Origin of the sequence: Acinetobacter sp. WCHAc010052, assembly GCF_002165295.2 — a bacterium.
Classification (GTDB): Bacteria; Pseudomonadota; Gammaproteobacteria; order Pseudomonadales; family Moraxellaceae; genus Acinetobacter; species Acinetobacter chinensis.
Genome location: NZ_CP032143.1, coordinates 3,158,921 through 3,183,435 on the forward strand (window position 1 = coordinate 3,158,921; position 24,515 = coordinate 3,183,435).

A 24,515-nucleotide genomic window follows, 5' to 3' on the forward strand; every position below is an offset into this window, starting at 1 on the left:
TGTTTTAACCCATGAAGTCACACAACCGCAATATTTGCAATACTCCAGGAGATATTTCCCTGAATCATGTGCTCCAGTACGGGTTTTAACTGATCTGCATTATTGCCACTGACAAAACACTGCAGTCTCAGACTGTCCTTTCTGCTTTGTTCAAATAATAACTCATTTTTTATTAAAATGCGGGCTGTTTGACGCGCAACGGCAACCCCAGAGTCAATTAATGTCAGTTTATGACCAAAAATATGATGAATGGCGGGCTTTAAAAACGGATAATGCGTACATCCAAGCACCAGATAATCGGCATTCTGATCCACGACAGGCTGTAAAATATCTTTCAGCACCTGCAGACAGACAGGACTCATCTGCGCACCACTCTCAACAAAAGGCACAAGATCCAGACTGGTGACGGGAATCACCTTAACATTTGCAGGCTGAGCAAAACGTAGCATGACATCCTTGATCAGCTTGCCACGAAAGGTTGCCGGTGTTGCAAGGACAGCAACAGTACCCGTTTTTGTCTGAAGCACAGCAGGTTTCAGCGCAGGCACCAATCCAATAATGGGAAATTTTTCACCATAATGCTCACGCAGATAATCCAGACTGAAAGCCGAAGCCGTATTACAGGCAACTACAGCCACTTTACAGCCTTTTCGGTACAGCCACTCAATTGCCCTGGCTGTCAGTTCCCTGATTTCCTGATCCGATCTTGGACCATACGGCACATGCGCTGTATCGGCAAAATAAACAAACTGTTCATCCGGCAGATAGTTTGCAAGTTCCTGCGCAACAGACAGCCCACCAATTCCTGAGTCAAATATCCCAATCGGTGCTTCCGGTCGGGCTTCAGGCATTGGATCAGTCAATGGGCTGGCAGGCAGAATGGCGGTCATGAGGTCTCTTCTGGCAGTTCTTAAAACAGATCTTTTAAGATTAAACCTCAGGTGCTTAATTGCAAGTGAAAATCACCGCTCTGTAAGCTTAAAACAGTTTCACCCTGTGCATTTTCAACCAGATGACCCATTTCCACCAGATGAAAAAACACATGCCGCTGAATCAGGGCATTCAGTCCCAGACGCACATGCACATAAGGGCGCAGCTGCCCTGCAAATTCACGCATAAACACAGGATGCTCAGCATCGACAATCACCAGATCCTGACTGGTGGTCTGTAACTGCAAAAACAGCTGACCTCCAATTTCCACCTGATCCACCTGATTGATCAGCAGTGGTTCATCCTCAACTTCTATTTCAATCTGCTCGACAGGTGTTTTCAGATAAAATTTATTGTCTTCTTTCCAGAGAACGCTGGAAAACAGATCAATCATTGCCTGCCGCCGGATCAGTTGACCTTCGTGCCACCATTCTCCATTGGCTTTTATCGCCAGATTCATTTTGCCACAATGCTTTGGATGCCATAGCTCCAGTGGGGGTATTGACCTTTTGTGACCGGACTGTGCATCTTTTAAGTATTGTGCAATGTCCATTAAATTCCTATCATTTCCATATGATTTTTTTTTCGTCGGATTTTCGGAGTTATTCTGACTGACCATGGTGGAATACCTTACTGACGGAAAAATAATATGATTCAGCCAATTGGCTGGATCAGCGTTTAAAACTATACTAGCCCACAATATAAAAGGCACAACAGTAAAATTTGTGTCTGGAATCCAGAACACTCATGGCAGCACCGTAATTCTGAGTCAGCGGTTGCCACCTTTAAGTCATATGAGGAGTCCTACATGGAACACATCGAACGTGAATCGATGGAGTTTGACGTAGTTATCGTCGGCGCAGGCCCTGCTGGTCTGTCAGCTGCAATCAAGATCCGTCAACTTGCGATTGAAAACAATTTACCTGATCTCTCTGTCTGTGTGGTAGAGAAAGGTTCCGAAGTCGGTGCGCATATCCTTTCTGGTGCTGTACTTGAGCCACGTGCCATGAATGAACTTTTTCCGAACTGGAAAGAAGAAGGTGCGCCATTAAATGTACCTGTGACAGAAGACAAGACATTCTTCTTAATGTCTCCTGAAAAAGCTCAGGAAGCACCGCACTGGATGGTTCCTAAAACCATGCACAACGATGGCAACTATGTTATTTCATTGGGTAACGTTGTCCGCTGGTTAGGAACAAAAGCTGAGGAACTTGAAGTTTCAATCTTCCCGGGCTTTGCTGCTTCTGAAATTCTGTATCATGCTGATGGTTCTGTAAAAGGCATCCAGACCGGTGATATGGGAATCGGTAAAGATGGCGAACCGACTCACAACTTTACCCCTGGCTATGAACTGCATGCAAAATACACAATTTTTGCAGAAGGCTGTCGTGGTCACTTAGGTAAACGTCTGCTTGCTAAATTTAACTTAGACAAAGATGCTGATCCGCAACATTACGGTATCGGTATTAAAGAACTGTGGGAAATTGATCCTGCTAAACACAAGCCAGGTCTTGTGATGCATGGTTCAGGCTGGCCGTTGTCTGAAACAGGTTCTTCAGGTGGCTGGTGGTTATACCACGCTGAAAACAATCAGGTGACTTTAGGTCTGATCGTAGATTTATCTTACGAAAATCCAAATATGTACCCATTTGCAGAAATGCAGCGCTGGAAAACACATCCACTGATCAAGCAGTATCTTGAGGGTGGTAAGCGTATTTCCTATGGTGCACGTGCAATCACCAAAGGTGGTATCAACGCTTTACCTAAACTGACTTTCCCAGGTGGCTGTCTGGTGGGTGATGATGCAGGTTTCTTAAACTTTGCAAAAATCAAAGGCTCCCATACTGCAATGAAGTCAGGCATGCTGTGTGGTGAAGCAGTATTTGAAGCGATTGCTGCCGGTGTTGAAAAAGGCGGTGATCTGGCTGTTGCCCGCGTGACTGAAGGTGAAGACTTCTTTGCTAAAGAACTGACGGCTTATACCGACAAGTTCAACAACAGCTGGTTGAAAGAAGAGTTACACCGTTCACGTAACTTCGGTCCAGCAATGCATAAATTCGGTTTATGGTTGGGTGGTGCATTTAACTTTATTGATCAGAATATCTTTAAAGTACCATTCACATTACATGATCTGATGCCTGACTTCAGCGCATTAAAAGCAGTGGATGCATCTACATTCAAGCCAAACTATCCAAAACCAGACGGTAAAATCACATTTGACCGTTTATCTTCTGTATTTGTATCCAATACTGTACATGAAGAAAATCAGCCTGCTCACCTGAAACTGACTGATGCAAGCATTCCTGTAAATGTAAACTTACCAAAATGGGATGAGCCTGCTCAGCGTTACTGCCCTGCCGGTGTTTACGAAATCATGGAAAATGATGACGGTTCAAAACGCTTCCAGATTAACGCAGCAAACTGTGTTCACTGTAAAACCTGTGATATTAAAGACCCATCACAGAACATCACCTGGGTAACACCTGAGGGTGGTGGTGGTCCAAACTATCCAAACATGTAACTTAAGACATAAAAAATCCCCTGAATATTCAGGGGATTTTTTTATTAAATACTTAAATCTTTTCACAGATGAATATCATCTGAAAGCAGATACAGAAACTGACCTTTAAACTCAGCCTTTCTTCACTAGATAATGAAACTCTTTGTTGCCAGCTTCATCCAGTTTTTCTTCCTGTAATAACAGCTCATGTCCAAGATGCATACAGAATTTTGGAATATCCCAGGAGGTGGAGTTGTCTGTTGCAAAGACTTCAACGACATCACCTGATTTTGACTTACGGATTGCCTGATGCAGCATCATCACAGGTTCAGGACAACGCAGACCACGGGTGTTCAACTGAATGGATGGAGTCATGCTGGATTCGGACATCGTGGATTTCCCTGGAAAAATTCCAGCCATTTTAGCATATTTTAAAGTCCGCCAGAAATCAGTGAGATAAACCGTCTCAGATGACCGACCGTTTCATCCAATATCACCATTTAATAGATAGACATCTGTATTTTCTTCGGTATGATAAATTTACATTTTTGATATTAAGAGTCTTCAGGAAAGATCATGCACGAGGAATCAGGCACGTCGTGGGGTATGCGTGGCTTACGTAAATGGCTGGGAACAGCACCCGAAACCCGCGATGAACTGCTAAAATTAGTACAGGATTCACGTCGTTTTTTAGAACCGGATACCGTTGCCATGCTTGAGGGTGTTCTTGACCTTCCGGCAACAAAAATACGTGAAGTCATGACTCCACGTACCGCTATGATCAGTTTACAGGAAGATGATCAGTTACTCGATATTCTGCATGTACTGATTGAGTCAGCTCACTCCCGTTTCCCCGTATTTTCCGCTGATCAGCCGGACAATGTCGTCGGTATTCTGCTGGCAAAAGATCTGTTGCCGTTTCTGACTGAAAAAACAGCCCATGTCGATATCCGCGCTCTGATGCGCCAGCCTTTGTTTGTCCCTGAAAGTGCCCGTTCCGATCAGGTTCTGCGCATGCTGAAAAACACGCAGACCCATATTGCTGTTGTGATTGATGAGTACGGTACAACCTCAGGACTGGTCACACTTGAAGATATTCTTGAAGAGATTGTCGGTGAAATCGAAGATGAGCATGACAATGTGGATGAAGAAGCTGAATATATCGTTCCAGACCAGGATCCAGCCACATTAAATACATGGATTGTTCAGGCACTTACACCAATCGAACACTTTAACAATGTACTTGATGCAGACTTTCCAGAAGATGAAGTTGAAACTATGGGCGGACTTCTGCTTCAGGATATTGGTCTGGTCAGCGACTTACAGGGACAGGTGATTGCACTGGATAACTGGGAGTTCACCATACTTGAAGCAGATGCGCGCACTATTCATCTGATTCGAGCTGTACGTAAATGAGGACTTACTTCGACAAACTGCTGAATACTAAAGAACAGAAGCAGTTACCTGTCATTTTTCCCTTACTGATTTCACTGTTCTCAGGGGCAATTTTCAGTTTCGCACTTGCCCCATACCATTGGTGGTGGCTTGCCATTCTTTCACCTGCACTACTGTACGCTTCGTTACGCAAGCGTTCGGCTAAACAGGCATTTTTCATCGGATGGTCTTATGGCATAGGACTGTGGTTTGTCGGAGCATTCTGGCTGTACACCTCCATCCATGTCTATGGCGACACCAATGCAGTGCTCAGCGTACTCATGATTGCCATTATGGCACTACTCATGGGGCTGTTTACCGCCGTTCAGACCTGGCTTTACCGCCGGTTTTTCCCTGAGACACCATTAACCTTTGCACCGCTGTGGGTGTTGTTTGAATGGTCCAAAACCTGGGTGTTCACAGGTTTCCCATGGCTGTTTGCAGGCTATGCATTCACCGAACGCTTCATTGATGGTTATGCCCCTCTGTTTGGTATTTTTGGCATATCTTTTGTTGTCATTGTACTTGCCTGTGCTGTTGTCGAAATATTAAACCGACGCCTGTTCTGGGCTGTCCCGTCTGCCCTTTTATTACTGGGTGCATGGGGTGCATCTCAGCTTTCATTCGTGGAAGCTAAAAATGAACGCCCACTGGAAGTCTCGCTGATTCAGGGAAATATTCCTCAGGACTTAAAATGGCTGACTGAATATCAGATCAAGACACTGGAAATCTATGCAAATCTGACCCGTACTGAATGGGGACGTGATCTGATTGTCTGGCCTGAATCATCCATTCCGATGTTTCAGAGCGATATTGAACCTTTCCTTGAAGCCATGAAAGTTCAGGCTGATAAAACAGGTTCAGCATGGGTCACCGGTATTCCCTACTGGGATTTAAAACAGTCGCAGGCTGAAGGCTACCCAATGTATTACAATACCTTGATGGCAACTGGCTTTGAGTCTGAAGGTCTGTATAAAAAGCAGCGTCTGGTACCCTTTGGTGAATATATTCCCCTTTCAGGATTACTGAGCTGGGTACTGCCCGCATTGCAGAATGATCCTTCCATGAGTGGTTTCTCCCGTGGTGAAAAAGATCAGAAACCGCTTTCAATCCGTCATCACCGTCTGGGTTCAGCGATCTGCTATGAAGTTGCCTATCCCAATCTGACACGCCGTAATGCCGCTCAAAGTGACTTCCTGGTGACAGTATCCAACGATGCCTGGTTTACAGGAACTGCCGGACCACAGCAGCACCTGCAAATGGTTCAGATGCGTGCCAAAGAAAACGGCAGATGGTTTATCCGTGCAACCAACACGGGCGTTACAGCGATCATTGACTATCAGGGGCATATCGTGAAGCAGGCACCTATGGATCAGCCTGCGGTATTACGAGGCAACCTGCCAGCCATGCAAGGTGAAACGCTGTATACACGCTTAAGTGACTGGCCTGTACTCGGCTTCTCTTTATTGCTGCTGATTTTAGGATGGCTTTATCGTCCACGGAAAGTGGATGTCAGCTTCAAATCCCGCAGATAACCGACAGTATCCCTTCATTTCAATGAGGGGATATTTTTTCAGCGCCTTCCATGTGCCCTGCCAGACCATTTCAGTCATTGCCCATACCTGTTCCATTTTCCTTGCTCATCATGCTATTTTTCAATCACTGAAATCTGATCACTCAGATCAAAAGCTGAAAATACGAACCTGCACATATATGGATATCAGATCATGCTGAACGGGCAATGCTTATGCGGCGAAATAAAATTTCAACTGCACCAGAACATTAAAACAGTTTATCAGTGCCATTGCAGCTTATGCAGAAAACAGTCCGGCACGCATGCCAATCATGCAACCATGATTAATCAACAGTATTTTGAATGGTTACAGGGGATATCACTGATTCAGACCTACAGAAAAGCATCCGGATTCTGTTCCTGCTTCTGTACCCAGTGTGGCTCACCTGTTCCCAATCAGATTGGAAGCAGCGTTTATATGTGGATTCCACTGGAACTGCTTGAGTCTGTAACAGCCCCCGAACAAAGAGTGAATTTTTGTCTGTCTTCAAAAGCTGACTGGGAAGTTTCTGGCTTTGCCAGCACGACAACGGATTATATGGAACTTCCCTCATGGACTGAACTCAGCTTACTGTTTGATGCTGAATAAAACACAAAAAAACCGGGAAAGACCCGGTTTTCACTGAACTGTTTTAAAGCTGTATGGCGAGGTAAGACAGTATCGAGGAAAGGAACAGCATTGGGATATAACGGTAAACCTTTACCGCATACTGCTCCATCAGGGATGCATATTCCGATTTGAGCTGCATCACGGTTGCATTCAAGGCACTGTAAAAACTGATAATGGACAATGCACTGAACATACTGATGGCAAGAAAACCAATCATGATCTGACTGTTTGCATCTGCGCCTTGCCAGATGTTCATAAAAAACTGGCTGACAGGCAATAAGCTTAAAATCAGCAATACCGATTTCAATACAGTCCAATGGAACAGATTGACTTCATCTGAAAAAATTAATGTTTTCATCCTGCTCCCCTATATCAAATCAGTTGCTGTTATTTACATTATGCAAAGTTTGAACAAAATAAAAAGCTTATTTCTCTCCATATTTTAAATGAATTGTAAGTATTACATATGGGAATAATTCTTATTATATCTCTCAAGTATCAATAAATAAATATATTTATAATTTTCATAATCTTAGCATTGTTTTAAATACTGAGATTTATTATCACTTCACTTTTCATGGGTAAAACCAATTCTGTGAAGTGATATATTCCATCAGCTGTTTTATTTTATCTGGATTATTTTTCTATAAAACATGAGTATGGACGGATAAAACCAGAATGATATTAAATCTCCTGCGAAAGTCGATGAACCATAAAATCAGTTCAGTCACGAATATGCCCACTCCTTTCAGGATGATAAACAGTTTCGCAAAAGGGAGAGGCTTTGATGACAGAAGCCCCTCTGCCTGATCTTCTCCCTGAGCCCTATATGGCGCAAGAGAAGGAACTTTTCAGCATTAAATTTGAATACCATTCATGATTATTTTTTGACTTTTACAGGAACTCTGTTTTCAATCAAGGCTGATAATAAATATCAGCATCATTTCCTTCGCCGCCTTCTTTACCGTCAGCGCCAAAAGAATACAGGTCAAATGCACGTCCTTCCTGTCCAGGAACAACATACTGAAGATCGTTATCCCAGCTGTCTTTTGGATATCCACCTTTGACATAACCGCCAGGCATCCAGTTTTTTGCAGATGCAGGCTGATTCACCAGGGCATCGAGACCGCCATCCTGCATGGATGGGTATTTACTGTTATCGAGTTTGTACTGATCAAGCGCACCAGCAACCCCTTTAAGGGTAATCACTGTCGTATCCACTTTGGCTTTTTCACCACGTCCCATGACATTAGGAACGATCAGCGCAGCAAGCACCCCCAGAATAACAATAACCACCATGACTTCAATCAGTGTGAAACCGGTCTGTCTGGTCTGATACATTTTCCGTTGCATTGAATTTTCTCTCATCAAAATCATGTTCTTTTCAAAGTTTATGGGACAGTTAAATCATATTATTCATATTTACAATCGGCAGCATGACTGCAATCACAATCACCAGCACAATACTTGCCATGAACACCAGCATCAGTGGCTCAAGCAAAGCAAGCAGGGTGGAAATAAATGCTGTCACTTCTCTGTCCTGCATACCGGATGCCCGCTCGAGCATGCGGTCCAACTCACCGGAAGCCTCTCCACTTTTGATCATTTGTACCATCATTGGTGGGAAATAACCACTTCGCTCCAGCTGAGTTGCAAGGTTGCCACCTTCTGTCACTTTTTCTGCTGCTGCATTGACTGAATCGCGTATGACCCAGTTACTGCTGACCGCAGCACCAATTTTCAGTGCATCCACCAGTGGAACACCTGATCGGGTCAGAATGGACAGTGTACTGGCAAATCTGGCTGCATTTATACCACGGGATAATTTACCAAATAATGGCAGTCTGAGTGTTAAACGATCAAAGGCATAATGTCCTGCTGTGGTGTTCAGAAAGCGGATCAGCAGGAACATTCCCACCACACTGCCCACCAGCAGAAAAGGCCAGGCAACCCGAATGAAGTCACTGGCTTTCATTAAAGCTACCGTAATCCAGGGTAAGGCATCTTTGCTCTGATCAAATGTTTTGACAATGTCCGGTACGACATAGGTCATCAGTCCCATCACAATGGCAAAAGACATCAGCATCAGAATGACAGGATAGATCATCGCACCCTGTACTTTTTTCTGCATGGCAAAACGGTTTTCGGTATAGTCAGAAAGCTGATCCAGGATCAGATCCAGATGCCCTGAACGTTCTCCTGCTGCGATTGTTGCCGTATAAAGCTCTGGGAAACGTCCAGCCTGTTGCAGTGCACTGGCCAGTGAATGTCCTTCCAGGACTTTTGAACGGACAGACATCAGTAAATTCTGAACATGTGGTTTTTCAGTCTGTTTTCCGACAGCCCGAATGGCTTCTTCAAGCGGAATGGATGCAGCCACCAGTACTGAAAGCTGACGGGTCAGCAGAGCAAGATCGTAAGCTGTGATTTTTTTCTGAAACCATTTGCTTCCTGTCTGCCTGTCTTTCTGCTCTACAGGTTCAACAGCAACCGGTATCAGTGCCCTGTCACGCAACTGCTGACGGATCTGACGTGCTGAATCACCTTCCAGCACTCCTTTTTGCTGCTTTCCTGAAGCATCAATGGCAGTAAATTGATATGCAGGCATTGTAATGCTCTAATTGTCCACTATTTTCTTCAGCGCTGTTGCGTCTGACCACCAAAATCATTCATATTCTTGGATATAAACTTTTCGTTCACTCTAACATAACTCCAGTGACTGCACGACGAAATTTAATCAGGACGACTTGACCATTTTATGCCAGACCTAACTTCCGCCTCTGCTCCAGTTTTTCGCATTCGGGTTGCTGTACCAGTTTACCTGTATGACAGTTTTGACTATATGCTCAGTGAACAGGACTATCAGAAAGCCCAGCCAGGTGCCCGGGTGCTTGTGTCATTTGGAAGACAGAATCTGACGGGGATTGTGACTGAAAAAATTGCGCCCGATGCTCCACTCAGTTCAGAGTTTAAACTGAAATACATTACTGAACTGCTGGATGATGAACCACTGCTGGATACTCAGACCTTAAATTTACTGACATGGTCGGCACAGTACTATCAGTTCCCTATCGGTGAGGTCATGCACACTGCATTACCTGCGCTGCTGCGCCAGGGTAAACCCTATAACCTGCTCGCCAGGATGTGGAAACTGCTGGATGAACATGCAGATGCCCGTCTGAAACGCTCTGAAAGACAGCAGGAAGCCTATAAGATTCTTAAACTGCACCCGTCTGGAACAGCAGAAAATATTCTGAATCTGGCAGGCGTTGAAACCGCCACACTCAAAGCTCTGGAAAAAAAAGGCATCTGTGAATGTGTGCTGGAAGCACAGAATTTCAGTCCTCAGGCTGTCAGCCTGGCTCAGATGCCGCTGACTGCCAACGAAGATCAGAAAAAAGCAGTTCAGAGCATTCTGAAAGCACAAAAAAAATATCAGGCATTTCTGCTCGATGGTTTAACAGGCAGCGGTAAAACTGAAGTGTATCTTCAGGTGATGCAGGAAGTACTGAAACAGGGTAAACAGGTGCTGGTACTGGTACCTGAAATTGGTCTGACACCTCAGACCATCAGCCGTTTTCAGTCGCGTTTTCATTGTGATATTGCCATGCTGCATTCGGGTCTGAATGATTCCCGACGTCTTCAGGCATGGCAGGCAGCTCAGACAGGTAAAGCCTCGATTATCCTGGGTACACGTTCAGCCATTTTTACCCCGCTGCCTCGATTGGGACTGATTGTGCTGGATGAAGAACATGATCTTTCCTTCAAGCAGCAGGAAGGTTTCCGCTACCATGCCCGTGATGTCGCTCTGTATAGAGCACATCTTCAGAACTGTCCTGTGATTCTGGGTAGTGCCACACCAAGTATAGACAGCTATGCCCTTGTGGATCAGGGTAAAATGACTGTGCTGGAGCTGAATCAGCGGGCAGGTTCTGCTCAGATGCCTAAAATTCATATTCTTGATTTAAAAATTGCACAGAAAGAGCATGGCATCAGTAAAATTCTGCTGGCTGAAATGAAAAAACGGCTGGATAAAAAAGAGCAGGTACTGGTGTTTCTGAACCGTCGTGGCTACGCTCCTGTGCTGATCTGTGAAAGCTGTGCCTGGCAAGCCCGATGTCCACACTGTGATGCCAATTTTACGGTTCACTATCAGCCGTATTCACATCTGCACTGCCATCACTGCGGTACCATACACCGTTTACCTGAGCACTGCCCTGCCTGTCAGCACACTGAGCTGAAATCCATTGGAATGGGCACAGCCAAAGTAGAGGAAAGCCTGAACAGCTTATTCCCTGATCATGAGGTGATTCGGGTCGATCGGGATTCGACCAGTCGTGTTGGCAGCTGGCAAAAAATTTATGACAAAATTCATAAAAGTGAACCCGTCATTTTGCTCGGAACACAGATGCTTGCCAAAGGGCATCATTTCCCTTATGTGACCCTGGTTGCCGTACTGGATATAGATGCCGGACTGCTGAGTGTTGATTTTCGTGCGCCTGAACGCACAGCTCAATTGATTGTTCAGGTTTCAGGACGTGCAGGACGCGGTGAACACAAAGGAGATGTTTATTTACAGACGCTCAGACCTGATCATCCTTTACTGCTGACTCTGGTCAATGAAAACTATCGGGCTTTTGCACAGCAGACACTGACCGAACGTAAAAATGCTTTACTGCCACCCTATCGCTATGCAGCCCTGATCCGCTGTGAATCATCCAGTCAGCAGCAGAATCAGGATTTTTTACAGGAACATGCAGGGCTGTTACGTCAGCGCAGTGACCTGAATGCAGATATCTGGGGACCCATTCCTGCACCAATGGAACGCAAAGCAGGACGCTGGCAGGCACATATGGTACTGTTATCGCAGGATCGGGCACGACTGCATTATCATATGCGCAGCTGGTGGCAGAACATGCTGCATCAGAAACCCTCCACGATGAAACTGACACTGGATATTGACCCTCAGGAACTCAGCTGAGTCAGCAAATACAGAATAACTGGAACAGCAACATGTCTTTATTACTGCAGATCACCATTTTTATTGGTGCCTCACTTTTGCTGGTGCCACTGGCCAAACGCTTCGGTATTGCCACAGTACTGGGGTATCTGTTTACGGGTATTGTACTGGGTCCCAGTGTACTGAATATTGCCAGCGATCCTGAAGCCATTCAGGAACTTGCCGAATTTGGTGTCATTCTGCTGATGTTCATAATTGGACTGGAACTGCGTCCACAGCGTCTATGGGAAATGCGCAAATCCATCTTTGTGATCGGCAGTGTCCAGGTAGGTGTCAGCGCACTGTTTCTTGCCATTGCGGTCTTTTTCGCCCTTCAGCAATCTGTGGCTGCCAGCCTGATTATCGGTTCAGCACTGGCACTGTCATCCACCGCATTTGTACTGCAGCTGCTCAGCGAAAAACAGCAACTGAACACCACCTTCGGTCAGCAGTCATTTTCCATTCTGCTGTTCCAGGATATTGCCGCTATTCCACTGATTGCCGTGATTCCACTGCTCGCAGGTACAGAATCCACCCATCACGGCATTGCTTATTTCGCAGCAATTATTGCAACCTTTACAGGACTGTTTCTGTTCAGCCGTTATCTGATGCGCCCGTTTTTCCGCTTTGTTGCAAAAAGTGGCGCACATGAGCTGATTACTGCGGTGGGACTGTTTATTGTACTGGGCGTGGTCGTACTGATGGATGTACTCGGTATCAGCACCACGCTTGGAGCTTTTCTGACTGGTGTACTGCTTGCAGACTCCGAATTCCGTCATGAGCTTGAAGCCAGTATCGCCCCTTTTAAAGGGTTGTTGCTGGGTCTGTTTTTTATGACCGTAGGCATGACCACAGAACTGTCACTGATTGCGGAGTCTCCAGGACTGATCATTGGTGGAGCACTGGTTCTGCTGCTGATCAAATTATTATCCTTAACTGCCATTGCCCGTTATTTTCAGTACTCCTGGCGCAACAGCCTATTACTGGCAACCTGTCTGGCACAGGGCGGTGAATTTGCCTTTGTCGTACTGAATGTCGCACTCAGTGAACAGGTCATCACAAAGGCTGTGCTGGAACCTGTCAATCTGATGGTGACCCTTTCCATGGTGCTGACACCATTGCTGTACTGGGTGGTTACCAGATGGGTGCTGCCATTATTTGAAAAAGAAAGTACGCCTGAATACGATGACATTCCTGATGAGCACAGTTCAATCATCATTGCCGGTTTTGGACGTTTCGGACAGATTATTGCCCGTGTTGCCCATTTACAGCACCAGTCCTTTACCGCCATCGACAGCAACCTGGAAAAAGTGGATTTTGTCAGAAAGTATGGCGGTAAACTTTATTATGGCGATGCCACTCAACCGGAAATTTTACGGGCAGCAGGCATTGAGCATGCCCGGATTTTCATCCTTGCCATTGATGATATTGAAGACTCCATGAATGTTGCCCGGCATATCCGTCTGAATTATCCCGAACTGAAACTGCTGGTCCGTGCCAGAGACCGCCACCATGTTCATCTGTTACGTGACCTTGGGGTTGAGCATATATGGCGTGAAACCTATCTGTCTTCACTGGGCATGGCTTACAGAGCGCTGTGTGAACTGGGGATTGAGGAAGAAGATGCTTACCGCAGCATTGAGCTGTTCCGTGACTATGATGAAAAACTGCTGACTCAGCAGCAGCGGGTCTATACCGATGAACAGAAAATTTATGAAACACACCGTAACGCATTAGCCGAACTTGAACACCTGTTTGAAAGTGATGCACAGGCGCGTGAAGTCCCAGCTGGCGTCAATCTGAAGCGCGGACTGGAACATCAGCGGATAGATGTTACACGGGATGAATCTGAGTGACTTGTGTTTTACAATATAGTCACCATTAAGACAGGGTTTGGAGAACTTTATGTCTGATTTACGTCAACGTTTTTATATTGAAGATAGCCCTGTTCGTGGTGAGGTTGTGCATCTTGAAAATGCGCTGCAAACAATTCTGCAACAGCGTGACTACGCACCTGCCATTAAAGTTCTGTTGGGTGAAATGCTCAGTGCAACCGCTTTACTGGCAAGTACACTGAAAATCCGTGGACGGATCAGCCTGCAGATTCAGGCAACAGGTACACTGAAATGGGCAATGGCTGAATGTAACCACAATGGTGAAGTCCGCGCCCTGGCAGATTACGAAGCCGATCCCCGTTTTGAAGAAGCAACCAGCAGCAGTACTGTGCTGAAAAATCTGTTGAATCCGGTTCTGTTCATTAACATTGAGCCTGAACAGGGTGAACGCTATCAGGGGATTGTGCCGCTGGACAAACCCGATCTTGCCAGCTGCCTGATGCAGTACTACGACCTTTCTGCTCAGATTCCAACACGGATTGTCCTGGCGAGCGATACACAGCGCTCAGGTGGCTTACTGATTCAGCTGTTACCCCGTAACAGCGAAGAAGAACAGCGCTGGGTCGATGAAGACCTGTGGCCTCGTCTGACCATGCTGACTGAAACACTCAAACCTGAAGAGCTGATCGGACTAGATGCCAACGAAATTCTTTACCGTTTATACAATGAAGAAGAAGTCCGTCTACCTGAAACAGAACAGCTGAAATTTGGCTGTACCTGCTCCAAAGAACGCTGTTCGCTTGCACTGGTTCAGATTGGCTCAGTCGCTGTACGTGAAACGCTGGAACACCAGAACCCACTGACCATGGACTGCCAGTTCTGCAACACCCAGTACAGCTTTACTGCTGAAGAAGCACTGGCGCTGTTTGGTGAACATCTCAGCTGAATATAAAATGCAGCTCAGGGTGACCACGGTCACCCTTTTTTATGCACTGAAAATGGCTCAGTCCTCTGTATTGTAAAGTTTTAAAATTCGAGTAGAATGCCGGTTTTCCAGCCGATGCTGGAACATAAAAATAACTGAATAAAGACCGGAAAAACTAAAATGAAAACAATAATGCGCCTCGCGCTGATCCCCCTGTTCCACTGCTCTCTACTGCATGCTCAGGATCTTTCTGGCACCTGGAAAACCATAGATGATAAAACAGGTTATGCACGTGCAGAAGTTCAGATCAGTAAACAGAAAAATGGGCAATACACAGGAAAAATCATCAAAGTTCATGCCATTCCCAACCGACCTGCAATCAGCCACTGTGAAAAGTGTTCAGGAACACTGAAAAATGCCCCCTTACTTGGACTGCCCATACTGTCAGGTTTTCAGCAGAACCCTGATAAAGAAGGTGAGTTTATTCATGGTCAGGTGCTCGATCCATTAACAGGAAATATTTACAGTGGTAAAGGTCGGTTAAATGCCCGCGGAAATGTTCTGACTTTACGTGGTTATATCGGGACAACGCTGCTTGGCAGGACAGTTTCCTGGATCAAAGTGGAATAATTCACCACTGCCGGTTTCGGAATATTTTTTAACCACTCATTCGCACCCCTTTCCATGCACAAATTCCGAGTGCATGAATTGGTTATTTCATCACCAGAACACCCTCCTAAAGTTGCAGTTCTTTTGAACATTTTTGCCTATTCAACTTCCGTTTTTTCCATGTATAAGTTATTCCAAAGTTTTAATAAGTATTTAACATTATTCCTGTGTTTCAGGTATTTACATCATGTTTTAGGGAAAGCTTCATGAATAAACTACTGCTGACCGCAATTTTTACAGCAACAATAATCAGCCAGCCGGTATTTGCAGCAACAGATCCACTTGTAGGGAAATGGAAAACGATTGATGACCGTACAGGATTCTCTCTTTCCGACGTTACAATCACCAAAAACAAAGCCAATCAGTATACTGCAACCATTGTTGATGTACGTTCATCTCCTGGTGGAATCAAACAGGTACAGTGTGTGAAATGTACTGGAGACAATAAAGGTAAACCACTGATCGGTTTGACAACCCTTGCAGGACTGACCACCAATCCTGAAAAGAAAGATGAATTTATCAATGGAACACTGCTTGATCCGCATACTGGAAATATTTATCCAGCCCGTGCCCGCTTAGGCAGTAACGGCAAGCATCTGGTGATCCGCGGTCTTATTGATGGGACTTCTGTCGGTCGTAATATGACCTGGATCAAATACTGAAATCCACATCAGTTTATGCAGTCCACATCGCAGTGGACTGCAAATATCTCCTGCACATCTCACAACACACTACACAATTCACTCTTTAAGAGATTAAAGTCACACTTTATAGCGTTGATTTCACTTGATTTTTGGACTTTGTTTTAGGTATTTTACTCTAAAATTAAAATGGCATACTTTTATCAAGGGAAGGCCCGAATGAATAAACGTTATAAAGGGATTATTGCTGGACTGTTTCTGGCAACTTTATCTTCGATGAGCTTTGCTGACAGCGATCCACTGGTTGGAAAATGGAAGACCATTGACGACCGTACCGGCTATTCACGTGCCGATGTCGAGATCAGTAAAAAACCTGACGGCACTTATGAGGGAATTATTGTTGAAACCCGCAGTATTCCAGGTGCAGAAAAAGCGGTCATCTGCTCCAACTGCCCAGGTGCCCTGAAAGGAAAGCCATTTTTAGGACTGCCTTTCATCTGGGGTTTTAAACAGAATCCAAATAACCCTAAAGAGTTTATTGATGGTCGGGTACTTGATCCGATTGGTGGCAAAATTTACAAAGGCAAAGCACGTCTGAGCAGCAATGAAAAACGTCTGACCATGCGTGGCTATGTCGGTGTATCCGTCATTGGACGCAGTGTGACCTGGGTTAAATATTAATCCCGCTCCACCAGTCAGAGCCTTCCTTTTTCAGGAAGGCTTTTTTATTGTGGCTGAAACAATTAGCTACAGTTCAGGGCTGTTATAAGTCACTTAAAAGACTTAATAATAAATAAAAGATAATGACTCTGAAATTCAGGAAATATGCCTAAAAATCACTACGAAATTCTGGGCGTTTCACGCGATGCCACAGCAGACCAGATCAAAAAAGCGTACCGTAAGCTGGCAAGAAAATACCATCCCGATGTCAGTAAAGAAGCTGATGCAGAAAGCCGGATGCAGGAAGTCAATGTTGCTTATGACACCTTAAGCAATGAAGAAAAAAAGAAAGAATATGATTTTCAGCTGGATCATCCAGAAGGTTTCAGCAATTACGGGCAGTCCGCGGGTGCAGGTGGATTTGATAATGCACAATTTTACCGACAGCATACTGGACAGGGTAATGCCTCAGATTTTTCCGGTTTTGAAGATCTGTTTGGACGCTTTGGCTCAGGCTTTGGTGGGGAAAACTATCAGTACCAGCGCAGTCAGAAACAGCAGTCACGCAGTTATAAAGGTGAAGATCAGCATGCGAGCCTGGAAGTTGATCCTGAAATTGCTTTTCACGGAGCAAGCCAGCAGATCAGCCTGCAGATTCCATCACTGAATGCCTATGGTGAGCCTGAAGTTCAGCGGAAAACCCTGCAGGTGAAAATTCCAGCCGGCATGAAAGAAGGTCAGCAGATCAGACTTTCAGGACAGGGACAAAGTGGTGTCAATGGTGGAGAAAATGGCGACCTGTATATTGAAATCCGATATAAGGATAACGATCAGATCCGCATAGAAGGTGCTGATGTTTATTTCACCCTGAAGATCAGCCCGTGGGAAGCTGCCTTAGGTCAGAGTGTTGAGTTTACTGCACCAGGAGGCAATAAACTTCAGGTCAATATTCCTGAAAATGCACAGAATGGACAGCAGCTTCGCCTGAAAGAAAAAGGAATTCCCCATAAAACACCAGGGCATTTGTACCTGATTTTAAAGATTGTAAATCCACCTGTTCAGAATGAAACGGAACAGCAAGCATACAAAGCATTTGCTGAAGCCTTTAAGCACTTTAAACCTCGCCAGGGTTAAGGAGAACGCCATGACAACAATTCATTATCGTGAAATTATTTGTGAAGGCAGTAATCAGTCCGAATCTGTAGATGATTATCGCAGTTTTGATCTGAAAAATTTTGCTGCCACCTGTGGGCAAAGCCCTGAATGGGTATTGCAGTTACTGGAATACGATATTCTGCCCAACCGCCCCGATGAACGTATTCATCAGTTTTTCAGTGATGATGTCACCCGTGCCCGTAAAGCCTATCGCCTGCAGCGTGACTTCGATGCCAGTTTTTCCGCAGTCGCCATGATGCTGGATCTGATTGATGAGGTACAGAAGCTCAGACGTGAAGTACGCCACCTGCATTTGCCAGAATCCTGAGATTTAAGATTTGACCACACCGTAATCCCTGAAGATTGCGGTGTATTTTTTTTAAGACCAGTGACTATGGGGAGCCATACCCGATATGAAAGTTAAGGAATGTAATAAGAAAATTAAAAATATGTTTCCAGAGCATAAGGATTTAATTCCCGGATTACGTGAAAAAAATCCTCACTTTGCCAAAATTTTCGAAGATCATGAGCAGCTTGATCAGAAAATTATTCAGCTTGAACTCAATCCTGTTCATCTGATCAATGATGATATTGAATCGCTGAAACGCAAAAAACTGCATCTGAAAGATGAAATCTATCATCTGCTGCAACAGCATTCAAAACAGCAGGATTAAACCCGAGCACTGAACAGCCGAGCTGAAAACCTGTGCTGCCTGTGGTCATTTCATCCGGGTTATTTTTTCCATTTCTTTCATGGTCTGTTTGATGGGCTCATAATCCAGAAACCACAGAAGATTGACATGCTGATTTTTATGTTGCTGCGCCAGCATGTCCATCACACTGCGCTCTCCCCGTCCAACGAGATGACGGCGATAGAAATAAATGAGCAGTGCAATAGTACACAACAGCATTGCACTCAGCATAATCCAGAAGCCCACAGGACTTTTCAGACCCGGAATAAATTCAAAATTCATTCCATATACGCCAGTCAATAAAGTCAGAGGGGCAAAAACTGCGGTAATAATCGCAAGAATACGCATGTTTTCATTGGTCTGATTCGATATTGCAGAGAAATGCAGATCTATGGCTGACTGAATGGCTGTACTGAGTCGCGCAGTGTATTTCTGAATCCGCTCGACATGGCTGACCAGATCGTCCACTCGAACCAGGATCAGATCCTGCTTTTCAGCTTTCTTTCTGGGCTTTAAATGCCCAAAGTTTTCAACAATCTCATCACGCAGTTCCTGCAGGGCATCAATCTGTTCTTCACACAGATTTTCCATCTGCTGCAAAGCCATATTTTCCTGAAACAACTGCTGCCACTTGGTAAAACGACGGTTTCCCTGCAACAGTTCCTGTTGCCAGAACTCCACACGGCGGGTCAAAGGCATACGCAGATCAAGATATCCATCAATCATGGTATTTAACAGACGTAACTGTAAATCCAGTGAGGTGCTCGCCAGTTTCCGGGGTTTATTCTGCTCATCAAAGGGTTTCTGCACGACATTCTGAATGCGGTTGATATAGCTCTCCACCGCATGATTGCCCCGCTCCCTTATTGTGATGAGTACCTGATCCGTGGAGATGAAACTGATTGGTGACGTTGCCAGACCAAAGACCCGTTCATGCTGTTCAATCGCATTTTCACCACTGCTGATATGGTCGTCCGGAGTAATCAGTTTTCTGAAAATCAGCAGATCGTATTCATCCATCGCATCAAAAGCACAGGGATGTTCCAGATTCAGAATATCTCTGACATGGTATTCATTCATCAGCAGACCCGTCTGCTCAAAAATTTCTTTTTGCCACTCTTCTGCTCTGTTCACCACATCTTCACGGGTGCAGTCAATCCAGGTAAACTGCTGCTCCGTTTCGCTGACAGGCATTTTCTGGACGCAGATATTCTGATGATCTGGATGATGAAAAAAATAAAAAGTCTGCATACGGTCAATTATTCTGATTATCCCTGCCTGCATCATGCCCATAAAAAAAGCCCTGAGCAAGCCAAAGTCACGACTTTGGCACACACAGGGCTTTTTTTAGAAAAACTGAACCGGCAGATTAAGCCTGTTCTACATCTTTCATTGTCAGTTTAATACGACCACGGTTATCTACATCTGCAACCTGAACGTTAATCGCCTGACCTTCAGTCAGAACGTCAGTTACGTTTGCAACACGCTCATTTGAAATCTGAGAAATGTGCAGCAGACCGTCAGTACCTGGCAGAATGTTTACGAAAGCACCGAACTCGACGATACGGATAACTTTACCTGCATAGATTGTGCCTGGTTCGATTTCAGCAGTCAGTGCCTGAATTTTCGCAACAGCAGCAGAAGCAGCAGCTTTAGTTTCACCAAATACGCGAACTGTACCGTTGTCTTCAATATCAATCGCAGCTTTCGTTTCTTCAGTAATTGCACGGATTGTTGCACCGCCTTTACCAATGACATCACGAATCTTGTCAGGGTTGATGTTGATCACCTGGAATGTAGGCGCGTGCATGGAGATTTCAGGACGTGCGCGTGAAATCACCTGGTTCATTTCATTCAGGATGTGCATACGACCCGCATAAGCCTGGTTCAATGCAGCTTCCATGATTTCTTCAGTGATACCTTCGATTTTGATATCCATCTGAAGTGCAGTAATACCGTTTGCAGAACCTGCTACTTTAAAGTCCATGTCGCCAAGGTGATCTTCGTCACCCAGGATGTCAGAAAGAACTGCGAAACGCTCGCCTTCTTTCACAAGACCCATTGCGATACCTGCAACTGGTGCTTTAAGTGGAACACCTGCATCCATAAGAGACAATGAAGCACCACATACAGACGCCATTGAAGACGAACCGTTGGATTCAGTGATGTCAGATACAATACGGATTACGTACGGGAAGCGGTCAGCTGCAGGAAGAACTGCCTGAACACCACGGCGAGCCAGACGACCGTGACCGATTTCACGACGTTTAGGACCTGATTCACGACCAGTTTCACCTACAGAGTATGCAGGGAAGTTGTAGTGCAACATGAAGTTGTCAGTTTTTGTTCCCGCAAGCGTATCAACCATCAACGCATCACGTGTATTACCCAGTGTAGTTGTCACCAGTGCCTGAGTTTCACCACGTGTGAACAGTGCAGAACCGTGCGCACGACCCAGTACACCAACCTGTACATCGATTGCACGTACAGTTTTAGTATCACGACCGTCAATACGTGGTTTACCTGACAGGATATTGTCACGTACCGTACGGTATTTAAGGTCTTCGAATAATTCGTCAACTTCAGCAGCAATGCCAGTTTCATCATTTTCAGGAACGAACTGAGCAACAGCTTCTGCGTGAAGTGCATCCAGAGCCGCATAACGGTCCTGCTTAACAGCAATGGTATATGCTTCAGAGATTTTCGCTTCGAAAGCTTCTTTTAATTTACCAAGAAGTTCTTCGTTTTTAACTGGAGCAACCCATGTTGATTCAACTGCACCAGCAGCTGCAGCAAATTCTTTAATTGCCTGAATTGCAATCTGCATTTCATCATGACCGAAAAGCACAGCGCCCAGCATCTGGTCTTCTGACAGTTCTTTCGCTTCAGATTCAACCATAAGTACAGCAGCTTCTGTACCTGCAACCACAAGGTCAAGATCAGATTGAGCAAGCTGTTCATTGTTCGGGTTCAGGATGTATTCACCGTTGATCAAACCAACACGTGCACCTGCGATTGGACCTGCAAATGGAACACCTGCAATCGACATTGCAGCTGAAGCACCGATCATTGCAGCAATATCTGCATCCATCGTTTTGTCAGAAGAAACAACCGTAGCCGTTACTTGGATTTCATTATAGAAACCTTCTGGGAACAATGGACGGATTGGACGGTCAATCAGACGTGAAATTAAAGTTTCAGCTTCAGATTGACGACCTTCGCGCTTACCGTAACCACCTGGGATACGACCCGCAGCATATTGTTTTTCCTGGTAGTTCACAGTCAGTGGGAAAAAGTCCTGACCCGCTTTTGCTTTTGGTTGAGCAACAATTGCAACCAGTACTGTTACGCCGCCCATAGTAACTACTACAGTATTTGCCTGACGCGCAACACGACCTGTTTCAAGAACAACCTGATGCTGACCGTACTGGAATTCTTTACGAATAATATTAAACATCGACATGTATTTTTCTTTCCTGATTTTTTCTTCTGGTGGAGACCCCTAAGGTTTGGCATTCATATCAACAACATAAATGACAAAGCTTAGAAGCCGACCTCACCAGATATTCAAAACACTTATTTAAGACACAAAGAAGGAGCGAACAATCGCCCCTTCCAGTTACCCGATTTTACTCAGGTGTACTTTAGTTTTCATCAGTACAGCATTAATCATGCAATCTTCCGAAAATAAAAGTTTAAATCGAATTAACGACGTAAACCTAAAGCAGCGATCAGATCGCTATAACGAGTCGCATCTTTACCTTTCAGGTAATCAAGAAGCTTACGACGCTGGTTAACCATACGGATCAGACCGCGACGGCTATGGTGGTCGTGTTTGTGCTCTTTGAAGTGACCCTGTAAGTCATTGATTTGAGCTGTTAAAAGTGCTACCTGAACTTCTGGTGAACCAGTGTCATTTTCAGCACGAGCGAATTTAGCAACGATCTCTGCGCGATCTGTGTTAGTTAAAGCCATTCGATTTCTCCGAGATGCTTATGTAAATATTTGATACAAATCAGCTTAACTCTTCAAAATTAAGCTGACTGCCGTGCATCACTACAGCAAGCCGCTATTTTAAGGGAAATTGATGCTGAATGCAAAAGATCACTTGCATAATCGGCAACCATTTTCAGTCAGATGAGACACTGACAGCGCGTCATGAAACTGCAATATTTGTTCTTCTATAAAAAAAATGAATCATGGATGCCTGTTGTGAAACTTTTTTCCACCAATACCTGCTATGTACCCAAAGACCTGTCACAGGTGACCCGTAGCCTTGATGAGGTTGCACCCGAGCTTGGGGGTATGACTGATCAGCAGGTTTCAAAAATCTGGCAGAGCATTGAAAACCTGTACAAAACAGGAAATTATCCTCTGATCAGCTTCTGTCTGCGGCGTAAAGGGCAGATTATGCTGAACCGCAGTATTGGCTATGCGCAGGGCAATTCAGCCTCTGGTCTGTCTGATCAGGCAATTGTTGCCACACCTGATACACCCGTCTGTCTGTTTTCTGCCTCCAAAATGATTACTGCCATGCTCATTCACATGCTGGATGAAACAGGTGAAATCAATCTGCTTGATCCTGTCAGTTACTACATTCCTGAATATGCACAAAACGGGAAACGTCGGGCGACCATATTCCATCTGCTGTCACACCGTGGCGGTATTCCCCGTGTTGAAACCGAAGTCACACCTGAACTGTTATTTGATAAAGAACAGATTTTACAACAATTATATGCCTCTAAACCGATCTCTCCTGCGGGCGCGCATCTTGCCTATCATGCTGTCACCGCAGGGTATATTTTAGGAGAGCTGATTGAACGGGTCACAGGTCAGGATCTGCGTCAGTTTTTACATGAGCATATTGAGAAACCGATGGACATGCCCTTTTTCAATTATGGTCTGAAACCTGAGTTCCGTGACCAGGTGGCATTGAACTATCCGACAGGAATGCACCCTAAACTGGGTACCGATCATTATCTGAATCATGTGCTCGGTGGTGGATTACAGCTTGCTGTCGATGTCACCAATGATCACCGTTTTATGGATACCATCTGCCCTGCGGGTAATATTTATACCAGTGCAGAACAGTCCAACCGTTTTTTTGAAATGCTGCTGAATGGCGGCAGTTATAACGGTAAGCAGATCATGAGCCCTGAAACTGTTTTCCGCGCAACGCTGCCAACGTCCACGACAAGTATTGACCGGACTCTGCTTGCTCCGATGCGTTATGCACTGGGTCCAATGCTGGGCAGTAATCCCCTAGGGGTCTTTGGTCCAATGACAGGACAGGCATTTGGTCACTTAGGATTTTCCAATATTTTATGCTGGGCAGATCCTGAGCGGGACATCAGTGTCTCTTTCCTCAATACCGGAAAATCCGTGCTTGGTACACATATTCCAGCACTGGCTGCCTCTCTTTACCAGATCTCTGCGCAGTGCCCTAAAGTTCCCAAAGAACAACGTCGTTCTCTGTTTGGAACAGACCGGACTGAAACCAACCTCGTATGAAATGAAAAAGCCCCAGACCAGGTCTGGGGCTTTTTCTGCGCTGTAGTTTCTTTTATTTTAATTATCGTTGTTTTATTTATTGTCATAGTATCCGCTTCACGCGGTTTTTATTAAACATTCCATGTTTAACTTTTACTTCCCTATGTGTAAGATTTTGCCATATTCACTGAATGAAAAAAGTCCACTTTTACGTATCTGTTTGTAAGTATTTTCGTACAACAAGTAAACATTATATCATTGTGTAATTTCTGATAAAAAATAAAAAGCCCTGTAGTCTCTCCCAAAACTACAAGGCTTAGCGGCTGTAAGTTTCCTCTTTTCGCTTACGTCTCTGTAAGCTCGCTGTCTAAACGACTTTATTATTATAGTTTTGCGATTATT

23 protein-coding genes are annotated in these 24,515 nt (G+C 44.9%); 14 read left to right on the plus strand and 9 right to left on the minus strand.

All coding sequences use genetic code 11. From position 1 onward, the window contains the following. Positions 1-17: 17 nt before the first annotated feature. The gene (gene murI / locus CDG61_RS15460) at positions 18-890 is read right to left on the minus strand and encodes a glutamate racemase (protein ID WP_087512673.1); all 873 of its coding nucleotides are present in this window, start codon (positions 888-890) and stop codon (positions 18-20) included. 47 nt (positions 891-937) lie between these two features. After that, a complete protein-coding gene (locus CDG61_RS15465; RefSeq protein ID WP_087550446.1) occupies positions 938-1,549 on the minus strand; it encodes a DUF1285 domain-containing protein in 612 nt (203 codons plus the stop codon). 189 nt (positions 1,550-1,738) lie between these two features. Between CDG61_RS15465 and CDG61_RS15470 the strand changes: the two genes are divergently transcribed. After that, the gene (locus CDG61_RS15470) at positions 1,739-3,451 is read left to right on the plus strand and encodes an electron transfer flavoprotein-ubiquinone oxidoreductase (RefSeq protein WP_087512671.1); all 1,713 of its coding nucleotides are present in this window, start codon (positions 1,739-1,741) and stop codon (positions 3,449-3,451) included. Positions 3,452-3,562: 111 nt separating this feature from the next. Here CDG61_RS15470 and tusA read toward each other — a convergent pair whose 3' ends face one another. After that, positions 3,563-3,820 (minus strand): sulfurtransferase TusA, encoded by a 258-nt coding sequence (gene tusA / locus CDG61_RS15475; protein ID WP_087512670.1) that lies wholly within the window; start codon positions 3,818-3,820, stop codon positions 3,563-3,565. Between the two features lie 186 nt (positions 3,821-4,006). Here tusA and CDG61_RS15480 point away from each other — a divergent pair, with 186 nt between their 5' ends. From CDG61_RS15480 to CDG61_RS15490, 3 genes are all read left to right on the plus strand, one after another. Beyond that, entirely contained in the window at positions 4,007-4,846 is an 840-nt protein-coding gene (locus tag CDG61_RS15480; protein WP_087512669.1) for an HlyC/CorC family transporter, read from the plus strand. Then, a complete protein-coding gene (gene lnt, locus CDG61_RS15485; protein ID WP_087550445.1) occupies positions 4,843-6,399 on the plus strand; it encodes an apolipoprotein N-acyltransferase in 1,557 nt (518 codons plus the stop codon). The genes CDG61_RS15480 and lnt overlap by 4 nt, the downstream gene beginning before the upstream one ends. A 192-nt stretch (positions 6,400-6,591) precedes the next feature. Beyond that, positions 6,592-7,026: a GFA family protein gene (locus CDG61_RS15490; protein ID WP_087550444.1), complete on the plus strand. Its 435-nt coding sequence runs from the start codon at positions 6,592-6,594 to the stop codon at positions 7,024-7,026. A 43-nt stretch (positions 7,027-7,069) separates the two neighbouring features. Here the strand turns inward: CDG61_RS15490 and CDG61_RS15495 are convergent, their stop codons facing one another. From CDG61_RS15495 to gspF, 3 genes are all read right to left on the minus strand, one after another. Next, positions 7,070-7,405 carry a hypothetical protein gene (locus CDG61_RS15495; RefSeq protein ID WP_087550443.1) on the minus strand — a complete coding sequence of 112 codons (336 nt, stop codon included), beginning with the start codon at positions 7,403-7,405 and terminating at the stop codon, positions 7,070-7,072. A gap of 557 nt (positions 7,406-7,962) precedes the next feature. Then, a complete protein-coding gene (gspG, locus tag CDG61_RS15500) occupies positions 7,963-8,400 on the minus strand; it encodes a type II secretion system major pseudopilin GspG (protein WP_087512664.1) in 438 nt (145 codons plus the stop codon). A 49-nt stretch (positions 8,401-8,449) separates the two neighbouring features. Beyond that, positions 8,450-9,655, minus strand: coding sequence for a type II secretion system inner membrane protein GspF (gene gspF, locus CDG61_RS15505; protein ID WP_087512663.1), 1,206 nt, complete (start codon positions 9,653-9,655; stop codon positions 8,450-8,452). Between the two features lie 150 nt (positions 9,656-9,805). On the opposite strand from gspF, the gene CDG61_RS15510 reads away from it, so the two are divergent. The 9 genes from CDG61_RS15510 to CDG61_RS15550 all read left to right on the plus strand — a co-directional run bounded on the left by CDG61_RS15510 (position 9,806) and on the right by CDG61_RS15550 (position 18,605). Then, positions 9,806-12,028: a primosomal protein N' gene (locus tag CDG61_RS15510; protein ID WP_087550442.1), complete on the plus strand. Its 2,223-nt coding sequence runs from the start codon at positions 9,806-9,808 to the stop codon at positions 12,026-12,028. A 32-nt stretch (positions 12,029-12,060) separates the two neighbouring features. After that, positions 12,061-13,902 (plus strand): monovalent cation:proton antiporter-2 (CPA2) family protein, encoded by a 1,842-nt coding sequence (locus tag CDG61_RS15515; RefSeq protein WP_087550441.1) that lies wholly within the window; start codon positions 12,061-12,063, stop codon positions 13,900-13,902. Between the two features lie 49 nt (positions 13,903-13,951). Beyond that, complete coding sequence (gene hslO, locus CDG61_RS15520; protein WP_087550440.1) at positions 13,952-14,827, plus strand: Hsp33 family molecular chaperone HslO; 876 nt, start codon at positions 13,952-13,954, stop codon at positions 14,825-14,827. Between the two features lie 171 nt (positions 14,828-14,998). After that, entirely contained in the window at positions 14,999-15,436 is a 438-nt protein-coding gene (locus CDG61_RS15525) for a DUF2147 domain-containing protein (protein WP_087550439.1), read from the plus strand. Between the two features lie 245 nt (positions 15,437-15,681). Continuing rightward, positions 15,682-16,137 (plus strand): DUF2147 domain-containing protein, encoded by a 456-nt coding sequence (locus CDG61_RS15530; RefSeq protein WP_087550438.1) that lies wholly within the window; start codon positions 15,682-15,684, stop codon positions 16,135-16,137. A 198-nt stretch (positions 16,138-16,335) separates the two neighbouring features. Continuing rightward, the gene (locus tag CDG61_RS15535) at positions 16,336-16,797 is read left to right on the plus strand and encodes a DUF2147 domain-containing protein (protein WP_087550437.1); all 462 of its coding nucleotides are present in this window, start codon (positions 16,336-16,338) and stop codon (positions 16,795-16,797) included. 144 nt (positions 16,798-16,941) lie between these two features. Beyond that, on the plus strand, positions 16,942-17,910 hold the full coding sequence (locus CDG61_RS15540; RefSeq protein ID WP_087512656.1) for a DnaJ C-terminal domain-containing protein: 969 nt from the start codon (positions 16,942-16,944) through the stop codon (positions 17,908-17,910). 10 nt (positions 17,911-17,920) lie between these two features. Then, positions 17,921-18,259 carry a chaperone modulator CbpM gene (locus tag CDG61_RS15545; protein ID WP_087512655.1) on the plus strand — a complete coding sequence of 113 codons (339 nt, stop codon included), beginning with the start codon at positions 17,921-17,923 and terminating at the stop codon, positions 18,257-18,259. Positions 18,260-18,344: 85 nt separating this feature from the next. Then, a complete protein-coding gene (locus CDG61_RS15550) occupies positions 18,345-18,605 on the plus strand; it encodes a YdcH family protein (RefSeq protein ID WP_087550436.1) in 261 nt (86 codons plus the stop codon). A 45-nt stretch (positions 18,606-18,650) separates the two neighbouring features. Here the strand turns inward: CDG61_RS15550 and CDG61_RS15555 are convergent, their stop codons facing one another. The 3 genes from CDG61_RS15555 to rpsO all read right to left on the minus strand — a co-directional run bounded on the left by CDG61_RS15555 (position 18,651) and on the right by rpsO (position 22,598). Further along, positions 18,651-19,874 carry a magnesium transporter CorA family protein gene (locus CDG61_RS15555; protein WP_087512728.1) on the minus strand — a complete coding sequence of 408 codons (1,224 nt, stop codon included), beginning with the start codon at positions 19,872-19,874 and terminating at the stop codon, positions 18,651-18,653. A gap of 118 nt (positions 19,875-19,992) precedes the next feature. Beyond that, complete coding sequence (pnp, locus tag CDG61_RS15560; RefSeq protein WP_171405479.1) at positions 19,993-22,080, minus strand: polyribonucleotide nucleotidyltransferase; 2,088 nt, start codon at positions 22,078-22,080, stop codon at positions 19,993-19,995. A gap of 248 nt (positions 22,081-22,328) precedes the next feature. Further along, positions 22,329-22,598, minus strand: coding sequence for a 30S ribosomal protein S15 (gene rpsO, locus CDG61_RS15565; protein WP_010111798.1), 270 nt, complete (start codon positions 22,596-22,598; stop codon positions 22,329-22,331). Positions 22,599-22,835: 237 nt separating this feature from the next. On the opposite strand from rpsO, the gene CDG61_RS15570 reads away from it, so the two are divergent. Further along, the gene (locus tag CDG61_RS15570; RefSeq protein WP_087550635.1) at positions 22,836-24,134 is read left to right on the plus strand and encodes a serine hydrolase domain-containing protein; all 1,299 of its coding nucleotides are present in this window, start codon (positions 22,836-22,838) and stop codon (positions 24,132-24,134) included. Positions 24,135-24,515 lie beyond the last annotated feature (381 nt).

Excerpts from the sequence above, each read along its gene's own strand:
- CDG61_RS15555 (WP_087512728.1), bottom strand. The coding sequence starts at position 19,874 with ATGCAGACTTTTTATTTTTTTCATCATCCAGATCATCAGAATATCTGC.
- CDG61_RS15510 (WP_087550442.1), top strand. The coding sequence starts at position 9,806 with ATGCCAGACCTAACTTCCGCCTCTGCTCCAGTTTTTCGCATTCGGGTT.
- CDG61_RS15530 (WP_087550438.1), top strand. The coding sequence starts at position 15,682 with ATGAATAAACTACTGCTGACCGCAATTTTTACAGCAACAATAATCAGC.
- CDG61_RS15540 (WP_087512656.1), top strand. The coding sequence starts at position 16,942 with ATGCCTAAAAATCACTACGAAATTCTGGGCGTTTCACGCGATGCCACA.
- gspF (WP_087512663.1), bottom strand. The coding sequence starts at position 9,655 with ATGCCTGCATATCAATTTACTGCCATTGATGCTTCAGGAAAGCAGCAA.
- CDG61_RS15465 (WP_087550446.1), bottom strand. The coding sequence starts at position 1,549 with ATGGTCAGTCAGAATAACTCCGAAAATCCGACGAAAAAAAAATCATAT.
- CDG61_RS15470 (WP_087512671.1), top strand. The coding sequence starts at position 1,739 with ATGGAACACATCGAACGTGAATCGATGGAGTTTGACGTAGTTATCGTC.
- CDG61_RS15490 (WP_087550444.1), top strand. The coding sequence starts at position 6,592 with ATGCTGAACGGGCAATGCTTATGCGGCGAAATAAAATTTCAACTGCAC.
- tusA (WP_087512670.1), bottom strand. The coding sequence starts at position 3,820 with ATGTCCGAATCCAGCATGACTCCATCCATTCAGTTGAACACCCGTGGT.
- CDG61_RS15535 (WP_087550437.1), top strand. The coding sequence starts at position 16,336 with ATGAATAAACGTTATAAAGGGATTATTGCTGGACTGTTTCTGGCAACT.
- CDG61_RS15545 (WP_087512655.1), top strand. The coding sequence starts at position 17,921 with ATGACAACAATTCATTATCGTGAAATTATTTGTGAAGGCAGTAATCAG.
- lnt (WP_087550445.1), top strand. The coding sequence starts at position 4,843 with ATGAGGACTTACTTCGACAAACTGCTGAATACTAAAGAACAGAAGCAG.
- CDG61_RS15525 (WP_087550439.1), top strand. The coding sequence starts at position 14,999 with ATGCGCCTCGCGCTGATCCCCCTGTTCCACTGCTCTCTACTGCATGCT.
- murI (WP_087512673.1), bottom strand. The coding sequence starts at position 890 with ATGACCGCCATTCTGCCTGCCAGCCCATTGACTGATCCAATGCCTGAA.
- hslO (WP_087550440.1), top strand. The coding sequence starts at position 13,952 with ATGTCTGATTTACGTCAACGTTTTTATATTGAAGATAGCCCTGTTCGT.
- CDG61_RS15515 (WP_087550441.1), top strand. The coding sequence starts at position 12,061 with ATGTCTTTATTACTGCAGATCACCATTTTTATTGGTGCCTCACTTTTG.
- CDG61_RS15495 (WP_087550443.1), bottom strand. The coding sequence starts at position 7,405 with ATGAAAACATTAATTTTTTCAGATGAAGTCAATCTGTTCCATTGGACT.
- gspG (WP_087512664.1), bottom strand. The coding sequence starts at position 8,400 with ATGCAACGGAAAATGTATCAGACCAGACAGACCGGTTTCACACTGATT.
- CDG61_RS15480 (WP_087512669.1), top strand. The coding sequence starts at position 4,007 with ATGCACGAGGAATCAGGCACGTCGTGGGGTATGCGTGGCTTACGTAAA.
- pnp (WP_171405479.1), bottom strand. The coding sequence starts at position 22,080 with ATGTTTAATATTATTCGTAAAGAATTCCAGTACGGTCAGCATCAGGTT.
- CDG61_RS15550 (WP_087550436.1), top strand. The coding sequence starts at position 18,345 with ATGAAAGTTAAGGAATGTAATAAGAAAATTAAAAATATGTTTCCAGAG.
- rpsO (WP_010111798.1), bottom strand. The coding sequence starts at position 22,598 with ATGGCTTTAACTAACACAGATCGCGCAGAGATCGTTGCTAAATTCGCT.